Source organism: Paenibacillus sp. Y930, from assembly GCF_056786375.1.
The window spans coordinates 1,067,171-1,080,242 of sequence record NZ_JBXCIX010000001.1; the positions used below are offsets into that span (position 1 = coordinate 1,067,171).

Annotated in this window: 13 protein-coding genes; 5 read left to right on the plus strand and 8 right to left on the minus strand. The window is 39.7% G+C overall.

Going from position 1 to position 13,072, the window contains the following annotated elements:
* Positions 1 to 58: 58 nt before the first annotated feature.
* From AC1TO5_RS05060 to AC1TO5_RS05070, 3 genes are all read right to left on the minus strand, one after another.
* Complete coding sequence (locus tag AC1TO5_RS05060) at positions 59 to 2,071, minus strand: stalk domain-containing protein (protein WP_482061677.1); 2,013 nt, start codon at positions 2,069 to 2,071, stop codon at positions 59 to 61.
* 214 nt (positions 2,072 to 2,285) lie between these two features.
* Positions 2,286 to 2,684, minus strand: coding sequence for a nucleoside-diphosphate kinase (gene ndk / locus AC1TO5_RS05065; RefSeq protein WP_482061678.1), 399 nt, complete (start codon positions 2,682 to 2,684; stop codon positions 2,286 to 2,288).
* Between the two features lie 165 nt (positions 2,685 to 2,849).
* Positions 2,850 to 4,622 (minus strand): M3 family oligoendopeptidase, encoded by a 1,773-nt coding sequence (locus AC1TO5_RS05070; RefSeq protein ID WP_482061679.1) that lies wholly within the window; start codon positions 4,620 to 4,622, stop codon positions 2,850 to 2,852.
* A 92-nt stretch (positions 4,623 to 4,714) separates the two neighbouring features.
* Between AC1TO5_RS05070 and AC1TO5_RS05075 the strand changes: the two genes are divergently transcribed.
* The gene (locus tag AC1TO5_RS05075; RefSeq protein WP_482061680.1) at positions 4,715 to 4,888 is read left to right on the plus strand and encodes a YycC family protein; all 174 of its coding nucleotides are present in this window, start codon (positions 4,715 to 4,717) and stop codon (positions 4,886 to 4,888) included.
* On the plus strand, positions 4,888 to 5,127 hold the full coding sequence (locus tag AC1TO5_RS05080; protein ID WP_482061681.1) for a hypothetical protein: 240 nt from the start codon (positions 4,888 to 4,890) through the stop codon (positions 5,125 to 5,127). Before AC1TO5_RS05075 ends, AC1TO5_RS05080 begins: the two co-directional genes overlap by 1 nt.
* Before the next feature lie 360 nt (positions 5,128 to 5,487).
* Here the strand turns inward: AC1TO5_RS05080 and AC1TO5_RS05085 are convergent, their stop codons facing one another.
* The gene (locus AC1TO5_RS05085) at positions 5,488 to 6,171 is read right to left on the minus strand and encodes a DUF2225 domain-containing protein (protein ID WP_482061682.1); all 684 of its coding nucleotides are present in this window, start codon (positions 6,169 to 6,171) and stop codon (positions 5,488 to 5,490) included.
* Positions 6,172 to 6,243: 72 nt separating this feature from the next.
* The gene (locus tag AC1TO5_RS05090) at positions 6,244 to 6,627 is read right to left on the minus strand and encodes a globin domain-containing protein (protein ID WP_482061683.1); all 384 of its coding nucleotides are present in this window, start codon (positions 6,625 to 6,627) and stop codon (positions 6,244 to 6,246) included.
* Between the two features lie 383 nt (positions 6,628 to 7,010).
* Between AC1TO5_RS05090 and ylbJ the strand changes: the two genes are divergently transcribed.
* Positions 7,011 to 8,099 (plus strand): sporulation integral membrane protein YlbJ, encoded by a 1,089-nt coding sequence (ylbJ, locus tag AC1TO5_RS05095; RefSeq protein WP_482061684.1) that lies wholly within the window; start codon positions 7,011 to 7,013, stop codon positions 8,097 to 8,099.
* A gap of 74 nt (positions 8,100 to 8,173) precedes the next feature.
* Positions 8,174 to 8,974, plus strand: coding sequence for an NAD kinase (locus AC1TO5_RS05100; protein WP_482061685.1), 801 nt, complete (start codon positions 8,174 to 8,176; stop codon positions 8,972 to 8,974).
* 71 nt (positions 8,975 to 9,045) lie between these two features.
* Here the strand turns inward: AC1TO5_RS05100 and AC1TO5_RS05105 are convergent, their stop codons facing one another.
* Together AC1TO5_RS05105 and lipA are read right to left on the minus strand one after the other, a co-directional pair.
* A complete protein-coding gene (locus AC1TO5_RS05105) occupies positions 9,046 to 9,726 on the minus strand; it encodes a YutD family protein (RefSeq protein WP_482061686.1) in 681 nt (226 codons plus the stop codon).
* Between the two features lie 20 nt (positions 9,727 to 9,746).
* Positions 9,747 to 10,712, minus strand: a complete 966-nt coding sequence (lipA, locus tag AC1TO5_RS05110; RefSeq protein WP_482061687.1) for a lipoyl synthase — start codon at positions 10,710 to 10,712, stop codon at positions 9,747 to 9,749.
* Between the two features lie 228 nt (positions 10,713 to 10,940).
* On the opposite strand from lipA, the gene AC1TO5_RS05115 reads away from it, so the two are divergent.
* Complete coding sequence (locus AC1TO5_RS05115; RefSeq protein ID WP_482061826.1) at positions 10,941 to 11,900, plus strand: M23 family metallopeptidase; 960 nt, start codon at positions 10,941 to 10,943, stop codon at positions 11,898 to 11,900.
* Positions 11,901 to 11,946: 46 nt separating this feature from the next.
* Here the strand turns inward: AC1TO5_RS05115 and yunB are convergent, their stop codons facing one another.
* Entirely contained in the window at positions 11,947 to 12,945 is a 999-nt protein-coding gene (gene yunB / locus AC1TO5_RS05120) for a sporulation protein YunB (RefSeq protein WP_482061688.1), read from the minus strand.
* Positions 12,946 to 13,072: the final 127 nt, after the last annotated feature.

Sequence of the window (13,072 nt, forward strand, 5' to 3'; positions counted from 1 at the left end):
CAATATAGCATAACGTTCCATTTACTGTCAATAAGTTTCATACTTATTTATGAAAAATTTATTTTGCTTTGGCAGAAACTAATATACTACCCTCTTTGCTATCGAAGTTAATCTCTCCACCAAGATTTTCATTAACAAAACGAAGCGGTATAAATGTAGTTCCTTGAATATTAATCGGAGCTACGTCTAGTTTAAGCTCCTTACCATTGACCAGCGCCTTCGTGCTACCCTCAGTTAGAACAATGGTTGATGTACCTTTGATTGTAATAGACTTCGCTTTACTATTCCAAGCGACATCAGCGCCAAGTACTCCACTTATAAAACGCAGCGGTACTAGCGTACGATTATCTCGCACGAACGGGGCAACCGTCAGCTCTGTTTTACCTTTGTTTGTATACACGTATTTCTCATTCAAATACATTTTCACTTGACCGTCTGAAATATCTCCAACGGCATTTCCTACCTTAAAGCTTACCGTTTTCTTAGAAGCTTCACGACCCTTGGAATCATACACTGTTACTTGTAGCTTATGACTACCTTTCGTTAAAGTAGCTGTATCAATCGGGAAAGTATATGGATATTGCTTACGCTGGGCAACCTGCTTACCATCAATCGCAAACACGACTTTACCGATATAAGGATCGTAAGTTTTAACCCATGCAATCCCTGTTACAGAACCTCTTAGCGCTTGATCTTCTATTGCTGTTACGCTTTGCTTCAACGGAGTTGTTGTCGCAACAGCATCTAATCCAACCACTGAACTCAAATAATACGGGTCTTTAATCATTTGTTTATATGCACTTAATACAGAGCTATTTTCTGTTAAGCTGAAATTATTCAAGCTACGATCCGCACTATGAGAATCCGTTAGCGTATTAAGACTGAACCAGTTAATCCCCTTCAGACGAGGATATTTCAGCTTCGCTCCGTGATATAACATATTCATTTTCGTAATTGCGAAATTTGTTGTCGTTGTGTTTCCTGCTTTACTGAAATGCGTTGCACCGTATTCACTAATCATAATTGGTTTACGATCAGCATACTGTTGATACACATAATCTAAGGAATCTAGCGGATTCACTTGATCCGCAGGCGTACTTACATTACCGTTAAAATATTTCACACTATAAATGCTTAGTCCAACCCAATCGACATAATCATCGCCAGGATAATAATCATTAATCGTACGTTTGGGATTGGCCGCCGGGGACCATACCATCGCCACATTAGGTGCTTCTTCCTTCATCACCTTGGATACTAGGCGGAATTTCTCAATATAAAGCTCGGGATTTCCACTCCATGTTACCCAGCTTCCATTCATCTCAGAAGCGAACCGTAGAAACACTGGCACTCCTGCCGCCTCGGCAGCACGGGCGAATTTCCGTAATGATTCATCATCTTTAACCGCCGCCAAGCCTGATTCTGGTTGCACAGCTAGATGAATCGCTCCACCAGCCGCTTTCACTTGGCTAGCCCATATGTAGGGGAAATCTGCACCGTAGCGATGATAATTAAAGTATACAGCATGTTGTTTGCCAGATAATTCATTGAACTCTTGGAATTTCAAGCCCTTCTTATCTTCAACACCGCTATCCTTCTCAACAAACGCTCCAATGTACATCCCATTTTCCGGTTCAAACTTTGCAAGCTTCGTGCTCGATTGAACAGCAATATTGTCTTGAATATATATTTCAATTTCCGTATTAAGTGCATCTGCTGTTGCTAATACTGCGAAATAGGTGTTCATATCACCAGATTTTTCGCCTAATTTACGATGAATCTCAGCTTCCTCATAATATGTATTGGCAGCATTTTGAAATTGTCCATCTTTTTCGTAAGCTTCAGCTAATAGACGTAAATATCCCGCTTGCTTAGATTGCTTATTCGCAGCTACTAGATGTACGATTGCTTCCTTATATTTTCCACTTTTAACGAGTTTCTGTGCCTCTACGTAATGTTTCCAATGATGCGTTTCTGTAGCAGCCACCGCTTCACCCGAATAAGTAATTAGAGCCATAAATAAACTAATAACTAACAATACTATAATATTTCTTTTCGATGATATTAACATTGTCCATCCCCCTCTAAATGAGATTATAGTATAGATTTGGCATATATAATAGCATTTATCTTCTGAATACGTTAACCTTCATCTCAAAATTTAGTCATAAAAAAAAACGCCGCAGCTCATTTACCCTTTCGGATATGCGAGGTACGACGCTGTATTTCATAGCTACGCGCAATATATGTGAACCTTGAAAAGTGCTTAATTACCGATAACTAATTCACCCAAAAAATCGTTGGATTTCAATTTCAGCATTTTCAACAGAGTCTGAACCATGAATAACATTGCTGTCTACGATCAATGCGTAGTCACCACGAATCGTACCTGCTTGCGCCTCAACTGGATTCGTGAAACCAATTAAAGTTCTTGCATTTTGTACCGCCTCATGACCTTCCAAAATCATCGCAAACACTGGACCAGAAGTAATATAATCAACTAACTCGCCAAAGAATGGTTTAGATTTCAAATGTGCATAGTGAACTCCTGCTTGCTCTGCAGATAAGTATAGCAACTGAGCTTGTACAATAACGAAACCTTTTTCCTCGAATCTATTAACAATTCGACCAATAAGACCTCGTGCAACTCCATCAGGCTTAATCATAACAAATGTTTTTTCCATAGTAAAAACTCCCTTCTAAAATTTTTTGGCAACATCTTGAGATTCTTCTGCGTAACAAAAAATACTTCGAAAGCATACGCCTTTTTGAAGCGACATATTCTACTTATACGTTAGCACAAAATAGTGAAACTAACTACTTTAACCACATTTTTGTCATACTGTCACTTATTTTTTAACGTCGGTTAGCTGCAAAAATAAGTTAATATCTTCAGCTACAAGCTCTGCTGCCTCTTCCCAAAAATCAGTTTTCGTTAGATCAACTTGTAGATGTTTTTGTGCTAACTGTTCAACAGTTAAACGACCCGTATCTCGCAGCAATGCATCATATTGCTCTGCAAAGCCTTCTCCTTGCTCTAATGCACGCTTATATATGCCTGCACTAAACAAATATCCGAACGTATACGGGAAGTTATAGAACGGCACATCTGTCAAATAAAAGTGCAGCTTGGCTACCCAGAAATGAGGATGATACTGCTCAAGTAATCCATCGAAAGCTTGTTGCTGTGCTTCAACCATCAGCTCATTCATTCTTGTTGTTGGAACTGGTCCTTGTGCACGTTCTTCATAAAATCTCGTTTCAAAAATAAAACGTGCATGAATATTCATATAGAAGGCTATCGCTCGTTGGATCTTATCATCAACTAGCGCCAACTGCTCTTCTACTGATTCCGCTGCCTTCAATGCTCGATCAGATACGATTAGCTCTGCAAATGTAGAGGCAGTTTCTGCAACATTCATGGCATACTCTTGCGCTAATGCTGGCATATCATTCATCACATGCTGATGGTAAGCATGACCTAGCTCATGAGCTAGCGTCGATACATTAGATGCACTACAGGAATATGTCATGAAAATTCTTGTTTCGCCGCTTTTTGGAAGTGAGGTACAAAATCCTCCAGGACGTTTGCCAGGACGATCTTCAGCCTCAATCCACTGATGTTCAAATGCGTATTGTGCAAATTGAGCCATCTCGGGGCTGAACGTAGCGAACTGCTCAATAATGAATGTTGCAGCGTCGTCAAAGCTCATTGTTGCTGTAGCTGACGCTAACGGTGCTTCAACATCATGCCAATCTAGTTTTGCAAGAGACAGCAGCTGTGATTTGCGCTCAAAGTAAGGAATAAGCTGTTTCTTCCCCTTTTCCACAGCAGCCCACATCGCTTGCAGCGTCGCTTCACTCATACGATTCATCTGTAGAGGTTCTTCCAGGTAGGATTTCCAACCACGATTGTTATACATTTTCAAGCGAAAGCCTGCGAGATGATTGATCGTGTCTGCGCATAGATCAGCTTGCTCTCCCCATACCTTTTCCCATTCAGCGAATGCCGTTGTGCGGATGGTACGATCTCCTTCAGATAGACGATTCGCCATTTGCCCAGCGGATAGATAAGTTTCTTCATCAACCTTGAAATTCGTCCGTGACACAATTGTATTATAGAAATCTCCCCAAGCATGATAGCCATCAATCGCTAGATCGGCTGCTAATGCTTCTAGCTCTGGCGCCATTTGCCGCTTGGCTAGTTCCCTGCGTTCATTCAAATTATAAGCGAGTGGCTGCAAATCTGGCTGTGATAAATATCTCTCCCATTGCTCATCATTTATGCTTCGCAAATTATTATCGAATTTCGTGAGCACTGCAGTAAACGCAGCATTTAAATTTTTCACTCGATCTAATAGGATAACCGCCTGCTTATCAAACATATCCTGCGCCATTAAACAAGATACGAAGGAGTCCATCTGACGGACATTTAACAGTATTTGCTGTACAATATCGGTCTGCTTAATAATATGTTCAACTTGATCGGCTTGGCTATGTGCTAAATCTAAATGTAATTGCTTAATTAAATTGTCTGTATTCACTATTTCCTGCTTCAACTGTGCTGATTGTGATCCACCTTCATAGATGGAATCCAATTCCCATTTCAACATATATTTCATTCCGATTGCTCCTATCATTGAAAACTTGTATTTGCCATCTATACAGCTGTAAGTGTATAACATAAGTATAACGAAACTGGAGGTGCAGCACCATGCTCAAACAGCTATCTGCTGAAACGGCGATGAAGCTTGCTCAACAACTTGGTATTCCCATTTCACAACTTGTTCATACGCCGCGTCATATTGTATTACAGAAACTTGCTCAACTCGCGCAAGAAGAACAAAAAGCTGAGCAACAGCAAGAAACTACCAAGGAGTTAGATTAATGATTCCTTTCGAAAATACTTGGCCTTATGAACGTATTATGAAAGATTTCTATGTAGATCATTGTCCTTTTTGCGATGCCACTCAAGTATTGCTTCCGTTAAAGCAGAGGGAAATCGGTGAAATAAAGTCCGGTAAGAAAAAACATCTTGTTTTCCCTTGCTGCTATGCCAAGCTGCAAATCATCGATATTGATGATGATTACTTATTAGCCGACAGCAAAGTAAGAAGCTTCCTCTAGTAGAAGTAGTTTAAAAAGCGGGCTTTGATAACGATGTGTATGCTAATGGTGCATATTCGACGTCGCATCTGAAGCGAACTTGGAAAGTACGGTTCGCGTGTACGTATTAATGTACACTTGCGCTTCCGCCTTTCTCAAGTAACGCTCCACCTGCTCGGTTCTGAAAGCCCACTTTTTAAACCTGCATTTTAAGAACAGGCTTAAATATTTGTCCGCTCGTGTACTCGTACCGTACAGATTGCTGGGTTTTGTTGCATTGTCTGTGATAACGATGAGTATACTGACGTAGCATATTCGACATCGCATCTGAAGTTCAAAAAGCACAGACTAGGGGATAACAATCCTAGTCTGTGCTTTTCGTTAAGATAAATTTTTCTCTCGCTGTTCGGCTAATATTTCTCCGATTTCTTTCCACTGTTCACGACATGCTCTGATCATCCCAGCATCCATAATTGATTTATCGTTTACGACGCGTGAAAACCATTTCACTGCTTCGCTAAAGTTTCCTGTTCGTTTGTTCAACTCACCAATAATATATAATAACTTGGCATTTTTCTCACTGTTTTCTTCGTTCTCATATACAACAATATATTTGTCTAGCGCAAATTTCAGAAACCTTTGCTCTTCTGACTCTTGTTCCATATAACGATATAGCCAAGCAATATGATGCAATAAACCAGCAACTAGCCGATTCTCCGCCTTCATAAGTTGAGCAATCATTAATGCACGCTTATATGCTGTTAACGCCTGCTCAATTGTACGTTCACCGTGGAAATATTCTGAAACCCAGTGTTTACCAATTTCATCATAGTAAATTTGTTTCTCTTTATCAGATAATTTTGCAGCTCCATTTTCTGAAAATGAATATCCGCAGGCTGGGCATATGCGCACAACATAAAAATCTGGATTAATATCATTTCTGTAATATCCACAAAAATCTGAATCTGAACGATTCGGGTTTTTGAAGCTAGGTCTTACCCTAGTAATTTCAAAGTTTGTAGCGCAACATGGACAATCCGCATTAGATAGATACAATGGATCCATTCTTCTACCTCCCAAAACTTTTTGTTTATGTCTAGATGTAATTTCTAAATGCACGAGAAATCATTTCGTTAACTATTCCGGTGTGTTAATAAAATGATATGCAGGTCCAGATAATCGTTCTAATACAAATGCCTGTAATTCCTCAGATAAATCAACCTCAGTCAATGCTTCTCTCATACATTGTAACCAAGCCTGTGCCCTTGTCTCGTTAATTTCGAATGGTAAATGTCTAGCACGCATCATCGGATGCCCAACCTCTGTTGTATACAAGTCAGGTCCGCCAAAAAACTGCGTCAAAAACATATATTGCTTCTCCATTACGGGATTTATATCAGTTGGGAACAATGGACTTAGGTCCGGGTGGGCTAACACCTTTGGATAAAATGCTTGTACAATATTGCGGATGGTATCCGCGCCACCCATCAAATTGTATGTACTTTCATTGGCCATTTCCATCAACTCCATTATTGAATTACATCGATTATAGCATATTATGATAAAACTTCCCCGTGAAGATAAGGCAAAAAACCGCCAATTATATTGGCGGTACGTATATGAATCAACTACTTGTAATCATAGTCCTTCGAATTAGCTGGTGTGGATATTGCTTCTCTGATGACATACACAAAGGAACATACAAGAATTCCTGTAAGAATGCTCATAATTATCACTCCATTATCTCACTATTCTCTTACTATCATTATATCACATTGTATGCAGTATCACCCCAAAAATGTAACCGTTTTCTAAATATTTATATTTCTTTTTTGTTATGCTTGTACACGTCTAGTCATATACATCAACTAATAACAAAATATAAAGGGTTAGGATGACAACTCATGATCAAATCTATGCTTCATCCTCTATCGATTACAGCCTATTTGGCTACCATAATACTTATTTTTATGATTGTTTTTCCGGCAACAACGCTTGATTCCGCACTGAGAGGTGTATCCATTTGGTGGGAAGTACTCTTCCCTGCTTTATTCCCATTTTTTGTTTTTTCCGAATTAATGATCGGCTTTGGACTCGTCCACTTTTTCGGGAAAATTCTTGATCCATTTATGCGTCCACTATTTCGTTTGCCTGGTATCGGTGGATTTGTTATTACATTAGGCTATATCTCTGGTTATCCTGTTGGTGCTCGTATAACCGCTCAATTATGGGATCAGGGCTTATTAAACCGTCGTGAAGGGGAGCGTCTAGTCGCTTTTACAACGTCATCTGACCCGATATTTCTGATTGGTGCTGTATCCATTGGTTTTTTTCATAATAGCGAGCTTGCCCTCATTCTAGCAGCTTCTCATTATAGTGCTGCATTTCTAATAGGGTTGTTAATGAGATTTCACGATGCTAAGGCAGAAAAACAAGAGCAACAACATTTAGAGTCAAAAGCCTCACTATCTAGTATTTCCAATTATAAACAATCTAAACTCTATGCTGCGCTGCAAGCAATGCATCAAGCCCGCCTTTTGGATGGACGCTCCTTCTCAGTCATTTTGCAGCAAGCTATTCAATCTGCTATTAAGCTCATGATTGTCGTTGGAGGACTTGTCGTATTCTTTTCCGTTGTACTTGCCCTACTTACCGAAGGCCGTATTCTGCATCTCCTTATTATTACACTGCAACAATGTTTTCAATGGTTAGGTATTTCTGAAAGTGCGGCAGAAGCCATCGTTCCTGGATTATTTGAAGTTACGCTTGGTGCTCAGCAAGCAAGCCTAATCAGCTTATCGCTTCAGCATCAAGCTGCAATTGCCGTCGCTATTCTTTCATGGGGTGGATTTTCTGTTCATGCTCAAGTTGCCAGTTTACTTAGTCATACCTCTATCCGCTATGCGCCTTTTTTGTTGGCACGATTTATTCATGCTATACTTTCAGTTATAGTTCTCTATATGCTTTGGGGTTGGCTTGGTCCGGCAGTTTGATCCATGCTTGAACAAACTGCATATTTCCGCTATGCTCAATAGAGAATAAGGAACTTGCAAAGGGGTTTATCATTTTGAAATATGCTGTTATTGATCGTGGAGATACACTATCGAAACAACTAACTAATCAATTCATACAACATGCCAACAGTAAAGGCTTTCAGCAAAATCAACAAGAGCCCGATATTGTCATCTCGATCGGTGGAGATGGTACTTTATTGAAAGCCTTCCATAAATATATCTCACAAATTGATCATATTTCTTTTGTAGGTGTTCATACTGGCCATCTTGGTTTTTATGCGGATTGGAAAGCAGATGAATTAGAGCTTTTATTAGAGAAAATGTGTACGATTGAACCTACTATTGTAAAATATCCGATTGCCAATATTGAACTTGTAACAAAGTCCGGCACCTATCATTATTCCGCACTTAATGAATTCACGTTAAAAAGTGTAGATAATACGATGGTTGCACAAGTAAACATTAATGGTGAGCAATTTGAAATGTTTCGTGGTGATGGAATTGTAATTTCTACCCCTTCCGGTAGTACTGCATATAACAAAAGCTTAGGTGGTACCATTGTCCATCCTTCTATTGAAACGTTACAAATTACCGAGCTTGCGTCGATCAATAATCTCGTTTATCGAACATTAGGTTCTTCTGTATTATTACCTAAGCATCATTATTGCGATATTATTAGTATGAAGCAGCAACGCGTCCAAATAAGTGTTGATCATGTCAGTACGATGTTTGATGATGTTGTATCCATCAAATGCGGCGTATCAGATCAAAAAGTTCAATTTGCCCGTTACCGCCCCTTCCCTTTCTGGAATCGAGTTCGTAATGCTTTTATCGGAATTGACTCCATTACATGAGAAACAAATAAGAGCTGTAATAATTAGTAAGATTGACATACAATCCTGACTAATTACTACAGCTCTTTGCGTTATTCGGTTACCGTCGATAACTGCTCCGACTGCGATTTGTTTGCTCTTACTTTTTTGTCTTGAGAACGGTTACCTTTACGGTAGTAATGCTCTTTACGTTTTTGTTTACCGTCAGGACGACCTTCCTTCTTGCTTTCAGTCTTTCCACCTGTAGTATCTTCGACTTGCACTTTTGAAGTTTGTCGGTTATTATTTCGTTGCTTATTTTTGTCACTCGACTTCTCAAAATATTTTTCAACACCATTGTCATTCGATTTCTGGGTTGATTTCTTTCTGTGCTCTTGATTAGAAGGTTTCCCCTCTGTTTCTGTTGTCGATTTCTCTTCTGTACTAATAGGCTCATCTAGTACAATTTCTAATTCATCAATATAAATATCTTCGTCATTTCTTTCAGTTGATACATCTATTTTTTTCTCTAAAACAAAGTATGCACAACCAAAATTACAATATTCATTGATGTAATCTGTAGCGTAGGAGAACGTAGAATCTTTTGTTGCTTTTGGATGGCCGTCTCGGAAAAAGCCTTTAAGTCTAAGCTGATTATAGCCCCAATCTCCAACGATATAATCATATCGTTCTAATACTTCACTATATCGATTACGAAAAGCTTCGACATTCCATCCGTTACGATTTACGATAATTAATTCATATGATTTTCCTGTAATATGAATTAAAGCCATTGCAGCACCTCTCTCTAGCTTTAGATCAGCATACTAGAGCACGCACCTGATGATGGCGTTTGTACCTGATCGGCTAATTCTGTCATAGTCTTTATTTGTGTTTCTGCTTCGATTGCAGCGTGTGCAGAATCAGTTTGCTCATGTGCATGATAAGAGCTACGAACTAGTGGCCCAGACTCAACATGACGGAATCCACGACTTAGTCCTTCTTGCTTCAATTTTGCAAATTCATCGGGGTGAACGTAACGATCAATTTGTAAATGTTTTGGGGTAGGTTGTAAATATTGTCCTAGTGTCAATATATTACAATCTACTGCACGTAAATCGTCCATCGCTTCCAATATTTCATCCCACTCTTCCCCAACACCAAGCATAATGCTCGATTTAGTAGGAATTTTAGGATTCATTTCTTTGGCACGACGCAGTAGTTCAAGTGAACGCTCATATTTCGCCTTCGCGCGCACACGATCAGAAAGACGAGAAACCGTTTCAATATTGTGATTTAATATATCAGGACCTGCATCCATTACAACTTGCAGGGCATCCCAATTCCCCATGAAGTCTGGTATAAGTACCTCAACACGGCAGAATGGTAATCTCTTACGTAGAGCACGAATCGTCTCTGCAAAAATCATAGCACCACCGTCAGCAAGATCGTCACGAGCAACAGATGTAACGACACAATGGCGCAAGTCCATCTGTTCAGCCGCTTCAGCTACACGTTCTGGCTCTTCAAGATCGAGCTCAGTTGGCATCCCTGTATTAACGGCGCAAAAACGACATGCACGGGTGCAAATATCTCCCAAAATCATAAACGTTGCCGTACGATTTGTCCAACATTCATATATATTAGGGCAACGCGCTTCTTCACAAACGGTATGTAGCGTCTTAGTACGCATCATATCTTTAATCTCTGAGTAATTTCCACCCGTAGTTAATTTAATGCGAAGCCAGTCTGGCTTTTCAAGCTTTTCACGTTGTTTCATTGAAGGGTACCTGCTTTCAAATACTTTTCTGTTGACGACATTGACATTATTATATCATATTTTTTGAAATAAATAGACCCAATTCCAATACAACTACTTTGCACTCGGATATTTTTCTGCACTTTCGAGAACAATATGTAGCAACCAATCCTTGAAAGGATGATCACATTGTTCACAATTCGCAGATTAACCTTTATTGTAATCATCTTCCTGCTTAGTTATGCTTCTATTCCGGCATTTCACACTTATGCAATAGAGCCAGAAAAGAAGTCAGCAGCTGAACTATTTGATGAGCGGATGCAGCTATACGAAAGTATGTCCTTGCTCACAAATATGAGATGGCAATGGATTGCAGCCATCGATCAATATGAACGGACAATATCCAAAGCACGTCCAAAAGCCAGGCCAAAACTTGGAGAAGATGTTGGCATATATATTGAGGAACATCAATGGGTCGGTACGCTGAATCCTGATTCGAGCGATCAGCATCCCAACTCCATCCAATGGTTTGATGGGATTGGCAAAGATGGCAATGGTGATCATATCGTCTCCATAAATAATGATTCTGATCTATTGTATTCTGTCCTTTATGCAGTAAGTGCAACTGGAACTTCAGATGAAGCGTTGTCGATTGGCTTGTGGAATTATTACGAAAATAGTAGAGCTGTTCAGCGAATCCAGCAATTCGAACGAATTTACAGTCAATATAATAAGCTTGATCTATTCGAACATGCTTTTCCGTTACCACTGACTTCTGTCTATTCCTACCGCGATACTTGGGGTGCAGGGCGAGGCTGGGGAGGAAAACGTATCCATGAAGGTACTGATTTATTTGCAGGATATGGTGTAAATGTGAAAAGTACATGCTATGGCATCGTAGAGATTAAAGGTTGGAATCGCTATGGTGGATGGCGCATTGGTATTCGCGATCTTAACAATCATTATCATTACTACGCGCATTTACAAGGTTTCTCGAAAGATTTAGCGATTGGTCAAGTCGTCTCGCCAGGTGAAGTTATTGGCTGGGTTGGTAGCTCTGGCTACGGTAAACCGGGTACTTCTGGCAAATTCCCGCCACATTTACATTATGGAATTTATACTGATCGAGGTTACATTGAATGGGCATTTGATCCATACCCGAGCTTAAAGCGCTGGGAAAATGAAGAGCGTAAGAGACTTCGCCCTTAGGCACAAGTTTCTTACGCTTTTTTAGAATACCATACGAGTTGAAGTGTTACGGAACCTCTACAGTACTTTCATCTAATGTGGGCGGTGACTGTTGTTCCATGCTCCCACTTGAAATACCTTCACCTTTTTGTAACGGCACTGAAATATTTGGTGCTTCTGGCGCAGTATCGCCAACTGGCTTGCCAGTACTATCGTAATAATACATAGGTACATCGCCTACAACTAGCAAGTATGAAATAGGAATTTCAGCTTCCACTAATTCTGGATCTGTATCGAATGGAATAATGATTGAAATTTCCGTAATAACCTTTATATATACTTCAACAAGCACCATATTAATGGCGGCATTTTTCTCTCTTGTATTTAATTCCACCTTTACAGCGCCCATTGGTTCAAATGTAACAGGAATTTTAGGTCCATAATTAGAAATAATAGCACTATTTAAAGCATGACCAATAGGAATTTGCTCAGGGAAATGTTGAAGCTCTGACAAAGCATCTTGAACCGTCTCAATCGTAGCAGATGTGATTTTCATATGCTCGGAATAATTGAGCATAAATCCCGATATTTTCCCGTTGCTATCCAGCTTCCAATCAATAAGCTCCTCGGTTTGTGCTTGCTGAGTTACTTGTTCTGTTATCGCATTGTTAATCGCTTGAGTCGCGAGCTGCTTCACTCTTATTTTGGCAACTGTCATAAGTGGGCCTCTGAGATTACGTTCCACAAACACAAAAGAAGGAATCGTAATTAACATAATAATAACGAGACATACAATGGTGATTTTTTTAAATCCCCATTTTTTTCTCGGCTTCGTTGCATGTATTTTGATGGGTTGAGCTCTTAAGCCTGTCATTTTCGCAGATTGCTTTACTGGCTTAAAGCTCATCATTTTCGGTGATTGCCCGGAAGTATTCCACTCACCTATTGAGTTTTTTCTTCTCCAGCCCTTCGGCTGTGAAGTCCCACCTATTTGTAAGGAATTACTAATCGCAGCTAGAAACTCAGTGACATGCCATAGAATTCCTCTTTTCCCCCATTTCGCCACATTGGAACCTCCTTTGTACTAGCCTAATTATTCTTATGCATTAGACTAGTGAAAAAGAAGGTCCACGTTGAGTTTCCTATTCGATGAGGGGCATATTCGATGCCGACTATGCTACGTTAGCATAATC